The following is a 16,396-nucleotide window of genomic DNA, read 5'->3' on the forward strand; positions in this document are numbered from 1 at the left end:
GGCCCGCCCCGTACGAGAAGTCAGGGCTGGGCCGCGTCGCCGCGGGCGTGCGGGAGGTCACCGCACCGGGGTGAAGTCCCTCGCGCCGATGAACTCAGGCCGCCGGACCGGAGCCGCGAAGGGCTCCACGGCGGCGTTCTCCACGCTGTTGAACACGATGAAGACGTTGCTGCGCGGGAACGGCGTGATGTTGTCGCCGGAGCCGTGCATGCAGTTGCAGTCGAACCAGGTCGCCGAACCGGCCGCGCCCGTGAACAGCTTGATGCCGTACTCGGACGCCATCTTGGTCAGCGCCTCGTCCGAGGGCGTGCCCGCGTCCTGCATCTGCAGCGACTTCTTGTAGTTGTCCTTCGGCGTCTCTCCCGCACACCCGAGGAAGGTCTTGTGGGAGCCGGGCATGATCATCAGCCCGCCGTTGGTGTCGTAGTTCTCCGTCAGCGCGATCGAGACCGAGATGGTGCGCATGTTCGGCAGACCGTCCTCGGCGTGCCAGGTCTCGAAGTCCGAGTGCCAGTAGAAACCGCTGGCACCGAACCCGGGCTTGACGTTGATCCGCGACTGGTGGACGTAGACGTCCGAGCCGAGGATCTGCCGGGCCCGGCCGACGACCCGCTCGTCGCGCACGAGCTTCGCGAACACCTCGCTGATCTTGTGCACCTCGAAGACGGACCGGATCTCCTTGGACTTCGGCTCCACGATGGAGCGCTCGTCCGCGCGGATGTCCGGGTCGTTCACGAGCCGGTCCAGCTCCCGCTGGTAGACGGCGACCTCGTCCGGGCCGATCAGCTGGTCGACGGCGAGGAAGCCGTCGCGGTCCAGGGACTGCAGCTCAGTGGCCGAGACCGGTCCGGGGGTGTCCGGGGAGCCCCAGACGACCGGGTCCTGCCGGGGGGTCGCCACCTCGGTGGCACCGCGGGTCGGGTACAGATCGGTGACGTGCGTGGTCGTGGTCACGGTGACTCACACCTCCTCGGTGAGCAGCGGGTAGACGCCGTTCTCGTCGTGGTCCTCCCGTCCGGTCACGGGCGGGTTGAACACACAGATGCAGTGGAAGTCCTCCCTGACCTCGAGCGTGTGCCGCTCGTGGCCGTTCAGGAGGTACATGGTGCCCGGCGTGATGTGGTACGTCTCGCCGGTCTCGCGGTCGGTCAGCGTGGCATCGCCCTTGGTGCAGACGACGGCCTCGATGTGGTTGGCGTACCACATGTCGGTCTTCGTGCCCGCGTACAGGATCGTCTCGTGCACGGAGAAGCCGACCCCCTCCTTGGCGAGGACGATGCGCTTGCTCTCCCAGGTGCCGGACGCCGATTTCACGTGGCGGTCGGTGCCTTCGATCTCCTTGAACGAACGGACGATCACGGTGTTGCGATGCCTCCTAGGTGGTGGTGTTCCCTGCCGCGTACGGGTCAGGCGGTCTCGCGGACGGAGCGGGCGAGGATGCTGAGCCCCTCGTCCAGCTCCTCCGGGGTGATGGTGAGAGCGGGCAGCAGCTTCACGACCTCGCTCTCGGGGCCCGACGTCTCGATCAGCAGTCCGAGCTCGAAGGCGCGGTGGGCGATCCGGCCGGCGCGCTCCTTGTCGTGGAACTCCATGCCCCAGACCAGGCCGCGGCCCCGGTACTCCTTGACGTCGGGCAGGTTCTCCTCGCAGATGGCGATCAAACCCTGTTCGACCTGCTCGCCGCGTGTGCGGGTCTGCTTCTCCATCGCCGAGCCGTCTGCCCAGTACGACTCCAGCGCCGCCGTCGCCGTGACGAAGGCGGGGTTGTTGCCGCGGAAGGTGCCGTTGTGCTCGCCCGGCTCCCAGATGTCCAGCTCGGGCTTGAACAGGCACAGCGACATGGGCAGGCCGTAGCCGCTGATGGACTTGGACACGGTGACGATGTCCGGCGTGATGCCCGCCTCCTCGAACGAGAAGAAGGCGCCGGTGCGGCCGCAGCCCATCTGGATGTCGTCGACGATGAGCAGCATGTCCTGGCGCTCGCACAGCTCGGACAGCGCGCGCAGCCACTCGGGGCGGGCCACGTTGATGCCGCCCTCACCCTGCACGGTCTCCACGATCACGGCCGCGGGCTTGTTCAGGCCGGACCCCTGGTCCTCCAGGAGCCGCTCGAACCACAGGAAGTCCTCGACGGCGCCGTCGAAGTAGTTGTCGAACGGCATGGGCGTGCCGTGGACCAGCGGGACACCGGCGCCGGCCCGCTTGAAGGCGTTGCCGGTGACGGCCAGCGAGCCCAGCGACATGCCGTGGAAGGCGTTGGTGAAGGACACGATGGCCTCGCGGCCCTTGACCTTGCGGGCCAGCTTCAGCGCGGACTCGACGGCGTTGGTGCCCGTCGGGCCCGGGAACATGACCTTGTACGGCAGGTCGCGGGGCCGCAGCACCAGGTCCTGGAAGGTCTGCAGGAAGGACCGCTTGGCGCTGGTGGACATGTCGAGCCCGTGCGTGACGCCGTCGCGCTCCAGGTAGTCGATCAGCGCGCGTTTCAGCACCGGGTTGTTGTGCCCGTAGTTGAGCGACCCGGCGCCGGCGAAGAAGTCCAGATACTCGTGGCCGTCCTCGTCGTACATGCGGCTGCCGCGCGCACGGTCGAAGACAGTGGGCCAGCCTCGGCAGTAGCTGCGCACCTCGGACTCGAGGGTCTCGAAGACGCTGAGGTCGGGCTGGGTGATGGTCACGACGAATCGCTCCTCGTTGCGTGGGGGGAGGTCAGAGGGAGAGGGGACCGATGCGGTACAGCACTTCGGAGTCGTGCGGACCGTCGGGGAAGAGTGCGGCCGGGAACAGCACCTCGCGCTCCAGCGGCGCTCCATGGCGCTCGGCGAAGGAGGTGAACAGGCGTTCGGAGGCGGTGTTGCCCGGGGTGATGGTGGTCTCGACACCGGTCACGCCGTGCTCGCGGCGGACACGGGCGACGAGGCCGTCCAGCAGGGAGGCGGCGAGCCCGCGTCCGCGGTACGCGCCGTCCACGGCCACCTGCCAGACGAGCAGGGTGTGCGGGCGGTCCGGGCGTACGTACCCGGTGACGAAGCCGACCGGTTCGCCGCGTTCGTCACGTGCGACGGCGGATGTGCCGGCGAAGTCCCGGCACCACAGCAGATAGCTGTACGACGAGTTCAGGTCGAGCGCCTCGGAGTCGCGGGCGATGCGCCACAGCGCGGCGCCGTCGGCTGTCGCCGGACGGTCGATTTGCAGGTCTGCTTGTGCGGCAGTCATGCAAATTGAATTTACCGAGAGAAATTGAAAAATGCATGGCCGAAAAGGGTTACGGATGCCGTCGGCCTGTGTTATCACGCGGGCGTGAGCAGGGCCGCCCAGAGACGGAGATACGCCCGGTTTGCTAGGTTAATACCGGGCAAACCGGGCGTGATGTGGAACGCGTCACAGCCATGTAACTTCCGTGGGCTGTGCGCGGAATAACATATTCCGCAGTTCACGGAATCTTCGCGTTTAAGGTCCGGGAAAGCGGGCAGAAGCCCTATGGAAAGCTACCCCTGATAAAGAATTCGAGAATTACCCGGAATTCAGGCCGCAAAGATGTCGTCCACGGCCCGCAGAGCCGCCTCCACATCCACCGCCGGCCCCTTCTGCGCCAGCGCGGCCCCCAGCGCCGCCAGGCTGCCGCGGACCACCCCCGCCGTGGCGTCCGTCCCGTAGTGGTTGACCCGGATCATCTCCTTGGCCAGCGCCCCGCCCCCGGCCGCCAGCGGCAGCGCCGGATCCGACGCCAGCGCGCGGGCCACCACCTCCGACGCCTCGACGCCGGCCGGTGTCCGCAGCGTCGTCGCCACCGGAGCCGCGTCCCGCACGTCGTGCACATACGGCTCCAGGCCGCCGCCCAGCGCCACGGCCCCCGCCCGGGTGGCCAGCGCCGCCGCGCGGTGCCGGGCCATCACCGTGTCCAGGCCGTCCGCCTCGATCCGCTCCACACACGCCTCCAGCGCCAGCATCTCCAGCTGCGCCGGCGCGTGCAGCAGCGTCCTGCGGCCGCCGTCGATCCACCGCTCCTTCCAGTCGAGGAGCGACAGATACGACCGGCGCGGCGCCCCCGGGTTCGCCGCCATCCGGGCCCACGCCCGCTCGCTCACCGACACCGCCGACACCCCGGCCGGTCCGCCCATCGCCTTCTGCGCCCCGATCACGCACAGGTCCACGCCCCACGCGTCCGGCAGCACCGGCTCGGCCCCGATCGACGCCACCGCGTCCAGATAGAACAGCGCCCCGTGCTCCCGCACCACCTCGCCGATCTCCGCGACCGGGTTGGTGTTGCCGGTGGCCGCCTCCGCGTGCACCAGGGACACGAAGTCGATCTCCGGGTGCTCCGCGAAGGCCTCCCGGACCTGCTCCGCCGTGACGGCCGTGTGGAACGGCACCGCCAGATCGATCACCCGGGCGCCGCAGTCCCGCAGCCAGTCGCCGAAGGTCTGCCCGTACGGGCCCGTGATCACGTTCAGCGCGGTCGTGCCCGGACCGGCCGTCCCCCGGATGGCGCCCTCCAGCGGCAGCAGCGCCTCGCCCTGCATGATCACGACGTCCTGCCGGGTCCCGAGCAGCCGTGCCACACGGTCCTCCACCGCGGCGAAACGGGCGGCGCTCAGCGGGGCCAGATCCAGGAAGGGGTGGGTCACGGCGGAACTCTCTTCGCTCTGTGCGCTCCGGTTCTTCACTCCGAAGCCGACCCCACGAGCGTAATCCCGTCGCGTACGGGCACATCTACACCCTGGGCCCCACCCGGGCACAGCCCTGTCCGCTCCCCACTTCTCAGGTCGAACGGCCCTTGGACCATCGGTTTGGTTTGAGGACCTCAAACCTCTCCTTATAATCGGAACTCTCAGTTCCCCCACAGGAGGCTCCCCCCGTGAAGACGACCTTCGGGCGCCGGACCCGCGTTCTGGCCGCCACCACCGCGACGGCCGGGCTGGTGCTCGTGGCCGGCTGCTCCTCCGACGACGGCGGCAGCGGCACCAAGACCGCGGCCGGCGGTGTCGAGCTCGTCAAGGCGGGCCAGCTCACCACCTGCACCCATCTGCCGTACCCGCCCTTCCAGTCCGAGATCGACGGCAAGGTGCAGGGCTTCGACGTCTCCCTCATCGACCTGGTGGCGGACGACCTCGGGGTGAAGCAGGCGATCCTCGACACGCCCTTCGAGAACTTCAAGACCGGCGCCTTCCTGAACTCCGGCGAGTGCGACCTCGCCGCCGCCGGCATGACGATCACCGACGAGCGCAAGAAGAACGTCGACTTCTCCGACCCGTACTTCGAGGCCACCCAGGCCGTCCTGGTCGACAAGAAGAGCGGCATCTCCTCCTTCGCGGACCTCAAGGGCAAGAAGGTCGGCGCCCAGGCCCAGACCACCGGCGAGGACTACGCCAAGAGCAAGGGCCTCGACCCGGTCTCCTTCGAGTCCTCCGACGCCGTCATCAACGGTCTGCGCACCGGCCAGGTCGAGGCCGTCGTCATCGACTACCCGGTCGTCCAGGGCTGGCTGAAGGACAAGGCCAACGCCGACGCCTTCGAGGTCGCCGAGCAGATCAACACCGGCGAGCAGTACGGCTTCACGGTGAAGAAGGGCAACACCAAGCTCCTCGCCGCGATCAACAAGGCGCTCGCCGAGGCCAAGGCCGACGGCACCTACAAGAAGCTGTACGAGAAGTGGATCGGCCCGTACGACGAGTCCGCCTCCTCCCCGTCGCCCGCCGCCTGACCCCGATGAGCGACGCGGAAGTACCCCTCCAGCCGAAGAAGAAGGGCCTGACCCGGCGCCAGAAGCGCAGTCTGTCGCGCGGCGTCCAGTACGTCGTCTTCGTCGCGGCCGTGATCGCCTTCGCGGTCGCGGCCGACTGGGACCGGCTGAAGAACCAGTTCGCGCAAGGCTCGATCGCCCGGGAGATGTTCCCGGAGGTCATCACCCTCGCGCTGAAGAACACCGTGCTCTACACCGTGTCCGGCTTCGTCGTCGGACTCGTGCTCGGCATGGTGATCGCGCTGATGCGGCTGTCGTCCGTCGGGCCCTACCGCTGGCTGGCCGGCGTCTACATCGAGATCTTCCGCGGCCTGCCCGCCCTGCTGATCTTCATCTTCATCGGCGTCGCCGTGCCCCTGGCCTTCCCCGGCACGGAGATCCCCGGCGGCACCTACGGCAAGGTCGCGCTCGCCCTCGGACTGGTCGCCGCCGCGTACATGGCGGAGACCATCAGGGCCGGCATCCAGGCCGTCCCCAAGGGCCAGATGGAGGCCGCGCGCTCGCTCGGCTTCTCGCCCGCCCGCGCGATGATCTCCATCATCATCCCGCAGGCGTTCCGGATCATCCTGCCGCCGCTCACCAACGAACTCGTCCTGCTGTTCAAGGACTCCTCGCTGGTGCTGTTCCTCGGTGTGACCCTGGAGGAGCGGGAGCTGTCCAAGTTCGGCCGCGACCTCGCCAGCCAGACCGCCAACTCCACACCGATCCTGGTCGCGGGCCTGTGCTACCTGCTGATCACGATCCCGCTCGGCTTCGTCGTCCGCCGTATGGAGGCCAAGGCCCAGGAGGCCGTCAAGTGAGTACCACGGCAGAGATCCAGGTCCGCGACCTGCACAAGTCCTTCGACGACAACGAGGTGCTGCGCGGCATCGACCTGGAGATCCGGCAGGGCGAGGTGGTGTGCGTCATCGGCCCGTCCGGCTCGGGCAAGTCGACGCTGCTGCGCTGTGTGAACCTGCTGGAGGAGCCCACCAAGGGCCAGGTCTTCGTCGGCGGCGCCGAGCTCACCGACCCGGACGTCGACATCGACGCCGTACGCCGCCGGATCGGCATGGTCTTCCAGCAGTTCAACCTGTTCCCGCACCTCACGGTGACCGAGAACCTCACCCTGCCGCAGCGCCGGGTGCTGCGCCGGGGCAAGGAGGCCGCCGCGAAGGTCGCCGCCGAGAACCTGGCGCGCGTCGGACTGGCCGAGAAGGCCGGCGCCTACCCGGCCTCCCTCTCCGGCGGCCAGCAGCAGCGCGTCGCCATCGCCCGCGCCCTCGCCATGGGCCCGCAGGTCATGCTCTTCGACGAGCCGACGTCCGCGCTGGACCCCGAACTCGTCGGGGACGTGCTCGCCGTCATGCGGATGCTCGCCGACGAGGGCATGACGATGATGGTCGTCACCCATGAGATGACGTTCGCCCGCGAGGTCGCCGACCGGGTCGTCTTCATGGACGGCGGTGTGATCGTCGAGGACGGCACCCCCGACGAGGTCATCGGCAACCCGCGCCACGAACGCACCCGCCACTTCCTCTCCCGCCTCCTCGACCCGGCGATGGCCGACGTCGAGGAAGGTGTCCAGGACCAGGTGGGCAAGACCGAGTAGCCGCTCACTAAGGTGCAGGGCATGAGCGAACGCGCGGTGCTGCACGTGAGGGGCCGGGTCCTCGCCGGTCCGGACGACGTCCGGGACGAGCTGTGGGTCGTCGGCGGACGGATCACCTACGACCGTCCGGCCGGCGCCCGCGACGTACGCACCGTCGAGGGCTGGGCGCTGCCCGGCCTGGTCGACGCCCACTGCCACGTCGGACTCGGTCCGCACGGCCCCGTCGACGCCGGTACCGCCGAGAAGCAGGCCCTCACCGACCGCGACACCGGCACCCTGCTGGTCCGGGACGCCGGCTCGCCCTCCGACACCCGCTGGATCGACGACCGCGAGGACCTGCCGAAGATCATCCGGGCCGGCCGGCACATCGCCCGCACCCGCCGTTACATCCGCGGCTTCGCGCACGAGATCGAACCCGAGGACCTGGTCGCCTACGTCGGCCAGGAGGCCCGGCGCGGCGACGGCTGGGTCAAGCTGGTCGGCGACTGGATCGACCGCGACCTCGGGGACCTGGCGCCCACCTGGCCGCGCGAGGCCGTCGAGGCGGGCATCGCCGAGGCGCACCGGCTGGGCGCCCGGGTCACCGCGCACTGCTTCGCCGAGGACTCTCTGCGGGACCTCGTGGAGTCCGGCATCGACTGCGTCGAGCACGCCACCGGCCTCACCGACGAGCTGATCCCGCTGTTCGCCGGGCACGGCGTGGCGATCGTGCCGACCCTCGTCAACATCGCGACCTTCCCGAAGCTCGCCGACGGCGGCGAGGCCAAGTTCCCCCGCTGGTCGGCCCATATGCGCCGGCTGTACGAACGCCGCTACGACACGGTCCGCAACGCCCACGACGCCGGCATCCCCGTCTTCGTCGGCACCGACGCGGGCGGCACCCTGCCGCACGGCCTGGTGGCCGCCGAGGTCGCGGAGCTGGTCACCGCCGGCCTGTCCGCCGTCGACGCCCTCGCGGCGACGACCTGGGCGGCCCGCGCCTGGCTCGGCCGGCCCGGACTGGAGGAGGGTGCCGCGGCCGACCTCGTCGTCTACGAGACGGATCCCCGCGCCGACGTCCGGGTCCTCGCGGACCCCCGCCGCATCGTCCTGAACGGCCGCGTCGTCGGCTGACGGCTCAGCCCGACGCCGCCTCGGCGAAGACCTCCCGCGCCACGCCGTAGCCCTCGAAGGCCCGCGCGGCACCGGCGTACGCCTCGATGTGGATGAACGCCTCGACGATCTCCTCCGGGGTGACCCCGCTGTTGAGCGCGATGCGCAGCTGTCCGCGCAGCGGTTCCAGGGTGCCCAGCGTCGCGGCGATCGTCACCGACACCAGCGCCCGGGTGCGCGTGTCGAGGACCTCGGTGCGCGGCCACGCGTCGCCGAAGGTGTGGACGGTGGCCAGGCGCTTGAAGTCCGCCGCGTTGGCGGGCTCGCCCTCGCCGGGATCGAGGAAGCGCTCCAGAGGCATGCCGAGCAGCCGCTCGGCCGTGCCCAGCGCGGCGGAGTAGTCCCGCTCCTGGTCGGACATCTGCGCTTCCTCTCGTTCCGGTGAGCCGGTCGACGCAGCGTAACGACGGGAACGGCCCCGGGTGACGCGTACCGCGCCGCCGACGCCCCGTGTTCACGCGGGCGCTCGCCCGGATGAGGGTACGGAGGTGACTTCGGGGAACACCCGTGCCGCCGGATTCGAAAAGGTTCACGGGAAAGTCACGTTGGAGTGAAGTGGCGGCGGAACGCTGACTGCCGACCCGAGGTGCGCGATTGTTGCCGAGTCCCGAGCACGTTTTCTCTGGGGGTCCCCACCTTGAACGGCAAGAAATTCCGCATGCCCGCACGCCGGTTCGCCACCCTCGCGACGGCCACCGCCCTCGCCGCCGGCCCGGCGGTCCTCGGCGCCGCGGGCCCGGCCCAGGCGACCGAGGACGAGGGCCGGGCGAGCGCCGTCGTCCTGCGCACCGGCCTCGACGTCTCCCTGCTCAACAAGACCGTGAACGTCCCGCTCGCGGTGTCCCTCAACGAGGTGCAGGCTCCGCGGAGCGCGGAGAAGACGGCACTGACGGCCCGCCTCGACGGCGTCGACGGCGGCGCGCCCTTCAGCGTCGTCAAGGCCGACGTCGCCAAGGCGAGCGCCACCGTCGAGGACGGCCGCGCCGAGGGCTTCACCGAGCTGGCCCGCGCCAAGGTCCATGTCCCCGGCCTGCCCCTGCTGTCGCTCATCGAGGTCGGCCAGGTCACCTCCAAGGCGACCTGCGTGGCGGGGGAGAAGCCGACCGCCACGTCCAATCTGCTGGGCGACGTCACCGTCCTCGGCAAGAAGGTCAAGCTCACCGCGGGCGGCACCACCCAGGTCGAGGTCCCGGGCGTCGGCGAGGTGCGCCTCGACTACTCCAGGACCGAGCAGACCTCGCGGACGGCCGCCGCCACCGCCCTTGAGCTCAAGGTCTCCGTCAATCCGCTGAAGCTCAACGTGGCCGAGGTCGAGGGCACCCTCACCCTGGCCAAGGCCACCTGCGAGACCCCGGCCGCCCCCGAGGAGGAGGCCGCCCCGGGCACCGAGCCCGCCGGTGAGATCGAGCCGCAGGGCGAGAAGGCCGACGAGGGCCTCGCCGAGACCGGCGGCAACTCCATGACGCCGTACCTCGCGGGCGGCGCGGTGGCCCTGCTCCTCGCGGGCGGCGGCGCCGTGGCCCTGGCGAAGCGCGGCCGCGACTGACGGACGCCACACGCCTGAACGGGCCCCCGGGACGCCGTGCCCGGGGGCCCTGTCACGCCGAGGCCAGCACCCGGCTCAGGGCGCGGAGGAAGCCGTCCGTCGTGGCGCGGTCCCGGACCGCCAGGCGGAGCCACTCCGCGTCCAGGCCGGGAAACGTGTCGCCGCGGCGGACGGCGTACCCCTGGGCGCGCAGCGCACCGCGTACCGCCGTCGCGTCCGGCAGCCGGACGAGGACGAACGAGGCCTCGGCAGGACCGGCGACCCGAAGCCCGACCGGGGCGAACGCCTCCAGTCCGGCGAGCAGATGGGCCCGGTCGGCGGCGACGCGCTCGGCGGCCCGCGCCGCCTCCGTCAGGGCGCGCGGCGACACACACGCCTCGGCGGCGGCCAGCGCCGGTGTGGACACCGGCCACAGCGGCTGGGCCCGCTCCAGCGCGGCGACGGTCTCCGGGGCGGCGAGGACGTAGCCGATCCGCAGCCCGGCCAGCCCCCATGTCTTGGTGAGGCTGCGCAGCACCACCAGGCCCGGCACATCGGTCCGCCCCGCCAGCGCCTCCCGCTCGCCCGGCACGACGTCCATGAACGCCTCGTCCACGACCAGGGTCCGCCCGGGCCGGGCGAGCGCGGCGATCGTGGCCGCCGGGTGCAGCACCGACGTCGGGTTCGTCGGATTGCCGATCACCACCAGGTCGGCGTCCTCGGGGACGGCCGCCGGGTCGAGCCGGAAGCCGTCCTCCGCCCGCAGCAGGACCCGGCCCACGGTGTGCCCGGCGTCCACCAGCGCCGCCTCCGGCTCGGTGAACTGGGGGTGCACCACGACCGGCCGGCTCACCTTCAGCGCACGCGCGAGCAGCACGAACGCCTCCGCCGCGCCCGCCGTCAGCAGCACCCGCTCGGCCGGCAGCCCGTGCCGGGCCGCCACCGCCGTCCGCGCGGCCCGCCCGTCCGGGTAGGCGGCGAGCGAGCCCAGCGTCCCGGCGATCCGCTCCCGCAGCCAGTCCGGCGGGGTGTCCGCGCGGACGTTCACCGCGAGGTCGACCAGCGCCGAGCCGTCGTCGCGGACCTCGGCGTCGCCGTGGTGCCGCAGATCGTGGCCGCCGTCAGTGCGCATGCGCGTGACCGCCGTGGTGATGCCCGTGCCCGTGGTGGTGCCCGTCGTCGTCCGGGTGGAAGTGCGGCTGCTGCGGCAGACCCACCTTGTCCTCGAAGCCGGGCAGCGCGATCCGGTACACGCACGAGTCGCAGTTCATCCGCAGATCGCCGCGCACCGCCTCCTCGTACCGCTCCCACACCAGGTCGAGCAGCTCGGGCTCCGGGCCGATGACGTCCGCCGAGCGCACCTCGACGTCCGGGTGCGCCGCCGCCCACTCCTCGGTCTGCCGCCGCACCCGGTCCGGGAGGATCCCGGTGAACAGGAAGTACGGCAGCACGACGATCCTGCGGGCCCCGAGCCGCGCGCACCGGTCGAGGCCGCCCGGCACGTCCGGCGCGGCCAGCGACACGAACGCCGTCTCCACCCCGGCGTAGCCGCGGCCCTCCCACAGCAGCCGGGCCGCCTTGTGCACCTCGGCGTTGGCGTCCGGGTCGGTGGAGCCGCGCCCCACCAGCAGCACGGTGACGTCCTCGCGGCCGTCCGCCGTGCCGAGCGCCTCGTCGAGCCGCCGCTCCAGGACCCGCAGCAGCGACGGGTGCGGGCCGAGCGGACGGCCGTAGGTGTACGTGATCCCGGGGTGCCGTTCCTTCTCGCGGGCCAGCGCCGCCGGGATGTCGCCCTTGGCGTGCCCGGCCGACACCAGCATCAGCGGCACGGCGGCGAACCGCCGCACCCCGCGTTCGACGAGGCCGGTCACGGCGTCGCCGAGCGGTGGCGGGGACAGCTCGATGAAGCCGCCCGCGACGGGCAGTTCGGGGTGCCGGTCCCCCAGTTCCCGGACGAAGGCGCGGAACGCCTCGGCTCCGGCCTCGTCCCGGGTGCCGTGGCCGGCGATGAGCAGGGCGGGCGGGGAGGGGGTCACGATGTCTCCTCGGACGATGAAGGGAAGGGTGGAACGGGGTGGTACAGCAGGGCGTTGAGCGCGGCCGAGGCGACCGCCGAACCGCCCTTCTCGGACACGTTGCTGACGGCGGGCAGCCCGCTCGCGCGCAGCGCGGCCTTGGACTCGACGGCACCGACGAACCCGACGGGCAGCCCGATGACGAGCGCGGGCCGGGCGTCCAGCGTCAGCAGCTCCTCCAGGGCGGTCGGCGCGTTGCCGATCACCCAGATCGCGCCGGCGCCGACCTGCTCGTACGCCAGCCGGACGGCGTGCGCGGACCGGGTCAGTCCGGGCCCGGACCGGGCGTCCCTGATCCGGCAGACGGTCTCCCGGCGGGTGATCCCGGCCGCCACCATCTCGACGTCCGTGACGACGGGGGCCCCGGCGTGCAGCGCGGCGTGCGCCCGCTCCAGGACCGGCTCGTCCAGGACGAGGTCGGCGGCGTAGTCGAGATCGGCGGCGGAGTGCACGACCCGCTCGACGACGGCCCGGGTCAGCGGCGGCAGGTGCGAGGTGTCCAGCCGAGCGCGCATCCGCCGGTAGGACTCCTCCTCGATGGGGTGGACGACACGGTTCACCTCGGACCCTCCTGAGCGCTCTGCCAGCGGTAGCCGCGCGGGGTCACCATGCGTCCGGCGACCTCCCGGGTGGCGGTGTTGCCGACCGTGACGACCGTCATCATGTCGACCGTCGCCGGGTCCAGGCCGCCCAGCGTGGTGAGCCGGGCGGACTCGTCGGGCCGGGACGCGTTGCGCACGACGCCGACCGGTGTGGTGGGCGTGCGGTGCTTCGCGAGGATCGTGAGCGCCTCGGGGAGCTGCCAGTTCCGGCCGCGCGAGCGCGGGTTGTAGAAGGTGACGACGAGGTCGGCCTCGGCGGCGGCCCGGACCCGCCGCTCGATGACCTCCCACGGGGTGTGCAGGTCGGAGAGGCTGATCGACACATGGTCGTGGCCGAGCGGGGCGCCGAGGACCGCGGCCGCCGCGAGGGCCGCCGTCACCCCGGGGACGCCGATCACGTCGATGTCGTCGGACGCCTCGGCCAGCGCGGGGGAGGCCATGGCGTACACGCCCGCGTCCCCGCTGCCGATGAGGGCGACGGCGTGCCCCTCGCGGGCCTCCGCGACCGCCGTGCGGGCCCGCTCCTCCTCCGCGCCGAGGCCGGACTCGAGCACACGGGTGCCGGGCCGCAGCAGATCGCGGATCTGGTCGACGTACTGGTCGAGACCGACGAGCACCGAGGCCCGCCGAAGCTCCTCCTTCGCGCGTGGGGTCAGCAGATCGCGGGCGCCGGGCCCGAGGCCCACGACCGCGAGCCGGCCGCGCCCCGGCCGCCGGGCCACCGCGCAGGTCGCCATCGCCGGGCTGCCGTCGGCCCGTTCGGACTTCCGCTTCGGTACGAGCAGTTCGCCGCCGCGCACCAGGGCGGCGGCCTCGGCGACCGAGGGGGTGCCGACGGCGGCCAGCGGCGCCTCGGAGGGGTGGGGGACCGGGACGGTGGCCAGCAGCTCCGGGGCGTGGGTGACCAGGGGGACGCCGAGGCGTTCGGCGGCCTCGACGATGCCGGGCTCGCCGGCCTTCGCGTCGACGGTCGCGAGTTCGGCGACGGACGCGGCGGACAGCCCGGCGTCGCGCAGCGCGTCCCGTACGAGCGTCAGCACCTCGTCGGCCGGGGCGCCCCGGGAGGCGCCGACGCCGACGACCAGGGTCGGCGGGCGCAGCACGGCCTCGCGCTCCGAAGCCTCCACCAGCCGGTCCGTCACCCGGACCGTGTACGCGCCCTCGGTGCCGGCCGGCAGCGGCGGCAGCGGCCACGCCACCTCGGCCCGCAGCGCCACCGGCTCCCCGTCCAGCAGCGCCCGCGACACCCCGGCGACATCGCCCTCGACCGGCAGGCCGAGCGTGTCCAGACCGGGCAGCCCCACGGCGTCGGTGGCCGTCGTCACCACGGGCTCGGCGCCCAGCACCTCGCCGACCTCGTACGCGAGTTCGTTGGCGCCGCCGCCGTGCCCGCCGGTCAGCGCCACGGCGAACCGCCCGCCCTCGTCGACGCACACCACCCCGGGGTCGGCGGTCTTGTCGTCGAGCAGCGGGGCGATGAGCCGGACGACCGCGCCCGTGGCCAGGAAGCACACCAGCTGCCCGCACTCCCCGAACGCCCGCCGGACGGCGTCCCCGACGGGCCCGTCGTACACGCGGGTGCGGTCCGGCCACGCCGCGGCCAGCCGGTCCCGCGCCGCCGCCCCCGCCGCGGTGGCGGAAATGAGGCCGATCACTGAGCAACTCCCTTGCCGTCCACGGGGCTTCTGACGCCCCACAACAGGAAAACCGGATTGGCGGCCGCCAGCCGGGTCACGTCCCCGGGCAGCGGTGCCAGCCGGGACGACTGCAACAGCACCCCGTCGCAGTCGAATCCGGCGTCGGTGAGCGCCGCCCGCGCGGCAGGCACCCGGTCCAGCGCCGCCATGGCGACCACGACCGTCCGCCGAGCCCGGAGGGCGCACGCGGTGACGACGGCGGGCAGCTCCCGCCCCCCGCCGCCCACGAACACGGCGTCGGGGGCGTCCAGTTCGGACAGGACGTCGGGTGCCGTCCCGTGCACCACATGGACGTCCACACCGTGCGCGGCCGCGTTGTCCCGGATCCGCCCGACACCGTCCGCGGTCTTCTCCACGGCGGTGACGGCCGCCCCGAGCCGCGCGCACTCCACGGCCACCGAGCCGGAGCCCGCGCCGACGTCCCACACCAGGTCGCCGAGCCGGGGCCCGAGCCGGGCCAGCGCGAGCGCCCGCACCTCGAACTTCGTGATCATCGAGTCGCGGTGCGCGAACGCGTCCTCGGGCAGCGCCCAGGAGGCGGGACCCCGCTCCGGTCCGGCGACCGTGCGCGCGGCACCCGGAGCGGCGGAGCCCTTGAGACACAGCACGACGTTCACGGCCGCACCCCAGTCCCGGGCGGCGGCCTCCGCCGGCGTCACCCGCTCGACCCGCTCACCGGCGGACCCCAGCGCCGACGCGACGACCAGCACCCGGTCCGCGTCCGCGCGGGCCAGCGCAGCCCCCAGCTCGGCGGGACCGGCGCCCGGACCGGTCAGCACGGCCACCTTCGGATGCGCCCGGCAGACCCGCACGGCCGTCCGCGCGTCCCGCCCGTGCGCGCTGACGACGACCGCGTCGTCCCAGGTCAGCCCGGCCCGCGCGAACGCGGTCGCCACCGAGGACACCCCCGGCCGTACGTCCAGGCACTCCGCGCCGAACCGCTCGGCCAGCACCCGCGCGATCCCGAAGAACCCCGGATCACCCGAGGCGAGCACGACGACGGGGCGCTCCTTCGCGACGTACGCGGCGATGGTGTCCAACGCCGGCGCCAGCGGGCCGAGCACGACCCGCTCCGCCGCGGCGGGCAGCCGTACGGCCTCCAGGTGGCGCCGTCCGCCGACCACCAGCTCGGCACCGGCCAGGACGTCCCCGGGCGGCGGGGCGCCCGTCCCCGTGCCGACCACCGTGATCATGTACTGGCCCCCCGCTCGCGCAGCGCCCGGCGGGCCGCCGGGTCGGCCTTGCGGTACCCGTGGAAGTGGCCCGGGTGGTACAGGTGCGAGCGGGTGCCGTGCGCCTCCAGGGCCGGGCCGACCAGGAAGAGCGTGTGCTTCCAGAGCTTGTGCTCCTTCACGGTCTCCTCCAGCGTCCCGACCGTGCACCGCACGACCAGCTCCTCCGGCCAGGTCGCCTGGTAGGCGACGACGACCGGGGTGGACGTCGGGTAGCCGCCCTCCAGCAGCTCGCGGACCAGCTGCCCGCTGCGGGCGGCCGACAGGAAGACCGCCATGGTGGTGCCGTGCTTGGCGAACTCGCGGACCTCCTCGCCGGGCGGCATCGGCGTCTTGCCGCCGCCGAGCCGGGTCAGCACCACGGACTGGGCGACCTCGGGGATCGTCAGCTCCCGCTGGGCGATGGCGGCCACGGCGGAGAACGCTGACACACCCGGCACCACCTCGGTCGTGAGGCCGAGGTCGGCGCACCGGTCGAGCTGCTCCTGCGTACCGCCCCACAGGGCGGGGTCCCCGGAGTGGATGCGGGCGACCTTCAGGCCCTCGTCGCGGGCCCGTTCATAGACGGCGACGACGTCCTCCAGGGACAGCGCCGCCGAGTCGAGGACCTCGGCGTCCTCGCGGGCGTGCTGGAGGACCTCCGCCTGGACCAGGCTGGCCGCCCAGATCACCACGTCGGCCTCGGCGATGGCGCGGGCGGCACGGAACGTCAGCAGATCGGCGGCGCCGGGGCCGGCACCGACGAAGGTCACCTTGCCGGTTCGGGCATCGGCCATGGG

The 16,396-nt window shown here is 72.5% G+C and carries 17 protein-coding genes; 5 read left to right on the forward strand and 12 right to left on the reverse strand.

The features are described 5' to 3' along the window. Positions 1 to 57: 57 nt before the first annotated feature. The 5 genes from thpD to KBY32_RS30160 all read right to left on the reverse strand — a co-directional run bounded on the left by thpD (position 58) and on the right by KBY32_RS30160 (position 4,628). Complete coding sequence (gene thpD / locus KBY32_RS30140; protein ID WP_210982334.1) at positions 58 to 954, reverse strand: ectoine hydroxylase; 897 nt, start codon at positions 952 to 954, stop codon at positions 58 to 60. 6 nt (positions 955 to 960) lie between these two features. Beyond that, complete coding sequence (locus KBY32_RS30145; RefSeq protein ID WP_055621393.1) at positions 961 to 1,359, reverse strand: ectoine synthase; 399 nt, start codon at positions 1,357 to 1,359, stop codon at positions 961 to 963. A gap of 47 nt (positions 1,360 to 1,406) precedes the next feature. After that, on the reverse strand, positions 1,407 to 2,678 hold the full coding sequence (ectB, locus tag KBY32_RS30150; protein WP_210982335.1) for a diaminobutyrate--2-oxoglutarate transaminase: 1,272 nt from the start codon (positions 2,676 to 2,678) through the stop codon (positions 1,407 to 1,409). A gap of 31 nt (positions 2,679 to 2,709) precedes the next feature. Next, positions 2,710 to 3,216: a diaminobutyrate acetyltransferase gene (gene ectA, locus KBY32_RS30155; RefSeq protein WP_055621391.1), complete on the reverse strand. Its 507-nt coding sequence runs from the start codon at positions 3,214 to 3,216 to the stop codon at positions 2,710 to 2,712. A gap of 308 nt (positions 3,217 to 3,524) precedes the next feature. Next, positions 3,525 to 4,628 carry an aminotransferase class V-fold PLP-dependent enzyme gene (locus tag KBY32_RS30160; RefSeq protein WP_210982336.1) on the reverse strand — a complete coding sequence of 368 codons (1,104 nt, stop codon included), beginning with the start codon at positions 4,626 to 4,628 and terminating at the stop codon, positions 3,525 to 3,527. Between the two features lie 230 nt (positions 4,629 to 4,858). On the opposite strand from KBY32_RS30160, the gene KBY32_RS30165 reads away from it, so the two are divergent. The 4 genes from KBY32_RS30165 to KBY32_RS30180 are packed head-to-tail and all read left to right on the forward strand — an operon-like array spanning position 4,859 to position 8,447. Beyond that, entirely contained in the window at positions 4,859 to 5,704 is an 846-nt protein-coding gene (locus KBY32_RS30165) for a basic amino acid ABC transporter substrate-binding protein (protein WP_210982337.1), read from the forward strand. Positions 5,705 to 5,709: 5 nt separating this feature from the next. Beyond that, entirely contained in the window at positions 5,710 to 6,543 is an 834-nt protein-coding gene (locus tag KBY32_RS30170; RefSeq protein WP_055621388.1) for an amino acid ABC transporter permease, read from the forward strand. Next, on the forward strand, positions 6,540 to 7,334 hold the full coding sequence (locus tag KBY32_RS30175; RefSeq protein WP_308293810.1) for an amino acid ABC transporter ATP-binding protein: 795 nt from the start codon (positions 6,540 to 6,542) through the stop codon (positions 7,332 to 7,334). The genes KBY32_RS30170 and KBY32_RS30175 overlap by 4 nt, the downstream gene beginning before the upstream one ends. 21 nt (positions 7,335 to 7,355) lie before the next feature. Beyond that, positions 7,356 to 8,447 carry an amidohydrolase family protein gene (locus KBY32_RS30180; RefSeq protein ID WP_115506171.1) on the forward strand — a complete coding sequence of 364 codons (1,092 nt, stop codon included), beginning with the start codon at positions 7,356 to 7,358 and terminating at the stop codon, positions 8,445 to 8,447. Positions 8,448 to 8,451: 4 nt separating this feature from the next. Here the strand turns inward: KBY32_RS30180 and KBY32_RS30185 are convergent, their stop codons facing one another. Next, complete coding sequence (locus KBY32_RS30185) at positions 8,452 to 8,847, reverse strand: carboxymuconolactone decarboxylase family protein (protein ID WP_055621385.1); 396 nt, start codon at positions 8,845 to 8,847, stop codon at positions 8,452 to 8,454. A 276-nt stretch (positions 8,848 to 9,123) separates the two neighbouring features. On the opposite strand from KBY32_RS30185, the gene KBY32_RS30190 reads away from it, so the two are divergent. Beyond that, the gene (locus KBY32_RS30190; RefSeq protein ID WP_210982338.1) at positions 9,124 to 10,032 is read left to right on the forward strand and encodes an SCO1860 family LAETG-anchored protein; all 909 of its coding nucleotides are present in this window, start codon (positions 9,124 to 9,126) and stop codon (positions 10,030 to 10,032) included. A gap of 52 nt (positions 10,033 to 10,084) precedes the next feature. Here the strand turns inward: KBY32_RS30190 and cobC are convergent, their stop codons facing one another. From cobC to cobM, 6 genes are read right to left on the reverse strand one after another with little or no spacing between them, the layout of a single operon-like run. Further along, a complete protein-coding gene (gene cobC / locus KBY32_RS30195; RefSeq protein WP_210982339.1) occupies positions 10,085 to 11,143 on the reverse strand; it encodes an Rv2231c family pyridoxal phosphate-dependent protein CobC in 1,059 nt (352 codons plus the stop codon). Continuing rightward, positions 11,133 to 12,047, reverse strand: a complete 915-nt coding sequence (locus KBY32_RS30200; protein WP_055621382.1) for a sirohydrochlorin chelatase — start codon at positions 12,045 to 12,047, stop codon at positions 11,133 to 11,135. The genes cobC and KBY32_RS30200 overlap by 11 nt, the downstream gene beginning before the upstream one ends. Beyond that, positions 12,044 to 12,646 (reverse strand): precorrin-8X methylmutase, encoded by a 603-nt coding sequence (locus KBY32_RS30205; RefSeq protein ID WP_055621381.1) that lies wholly within the window; start codon positions 12,644 to 12,646, stop codon positions 12,044 to 12,046. The genes KBY32_RS30200 and KBY32_RS30205 overlap by 4 nt, the downstream gene beginning before the upstream one ends. Then, positions 12,643 to 14,343 (reverse strand): precorrin-3B C(17)-methyltransferase, encoded by a 1,701-nt coding sequence (gene cobJ / locus KBY32_RS30210; protein ID WP_210982340.1) that lies wholly within the window; start codon positions 14,341 to 14,343, stop codon positions 12,643 to 12,645. The genes KBY32_RS30205 and cobJ overlap by 4 nt, the downstream gene beginning before the upstream one ends. Beyond that, positions 14,340 to 15,578: a precorrin-6y C5,15-methyltransferase (decarboxylating) subunit CbiE gene (cbiE, locus tag KBY32_RS30215; protein ID WP_210982341.1), complete on the reverse strand. Its 1,239-nt coding sequence runs from the start codon at positions 15,576 to 15,578 to the stop codon at positions 14,340 to 14,342. The genes cobJ and cbiE overlap by 4 nt, the downstream gene beginning before the upstream one ends. After that, the gene (cobM, locus tag KBY32_RS30220; protein ID WP_055621378.1) at positions 15,575 to 16,393 is read right to left on the reverse strand and encodes a precorrin-4 C(11)-methyltransferase; all 819 of its coding nucleotides are present in this window, start codon (positions 16,391 to 16,393) and stop codon (positions 15,575 to 15,577) included. The genes cbiE and cobM overlap by 4 nt, the downstream gene beginning before the upstream one ends. Positions 16,394 to 16,396 lie beyond the last annotated feature (3 nt).

The organism is Streptomyces sp. RK62 (assembly GCF_018070255.1).
GTDB classification, from domain to species: domain Bacteria; phylum Actinomycetota; class Actinomycetes; order Streptomycetales; family Streptomycetaceae; genus Streptomyces; species Streptomyces nigra.

What these genes read in the sequence shown, in the direction of transcription:
- ectA (WP_055621391.1), bottom strand. Translation starts at nt 3,216, where the DNA reads ATGACTGCCGCACAAGCAGACCTGCAAATCGACCGTCCGGCGACAGCC.
- cobC (WP_210982339.1), bottom strand. Translation starts at nt 11,143, where the DNA reads ATGCGCACTGACGGCGGCCACGATCTGCGGCACCACGGCGACGCCGAG.
- cbiE (WP_210982341.1), bottom strand. Translation starts at nt 15,578, where the DNA reads ATGATCACGGTGGTCGGCACGGGGACGGGCGCCCCGCCGCCCGGGGAC.
- KBY32_RS30180 (WP_115506171.1), top strand. Translation starts at nt 7,356, where the DNA reads ATGAGCGAACGCGCGGTGCTGCACGTGAGGGGCCGGGTCCTCGCCGGT.
- KBY32_RS30170 (WP_055621388.1), top strand. Translation starts at nt 5,710, where the DNA reads ATGAGCGACGCGGAAGTACCCCTCCAGCCGAAGAAGAAGGGCCTGACC.
- KBY32_RS30185 (WP_055621385.1), bottom strand. Translation starts at nt 8,847, where the DNA reads ATGTCCGACCAGGAGCGGGACTACTCCGCCGCGCTGGGCACGGCCGAG.
- cobM (WP_055621378.1), bottom strand. Translation starts at nt 16,393, where the DNA reads ATGGCCGATGCCCGAACCGGCAAGGTGACCTTCGTCGGTGCCGGCCCC.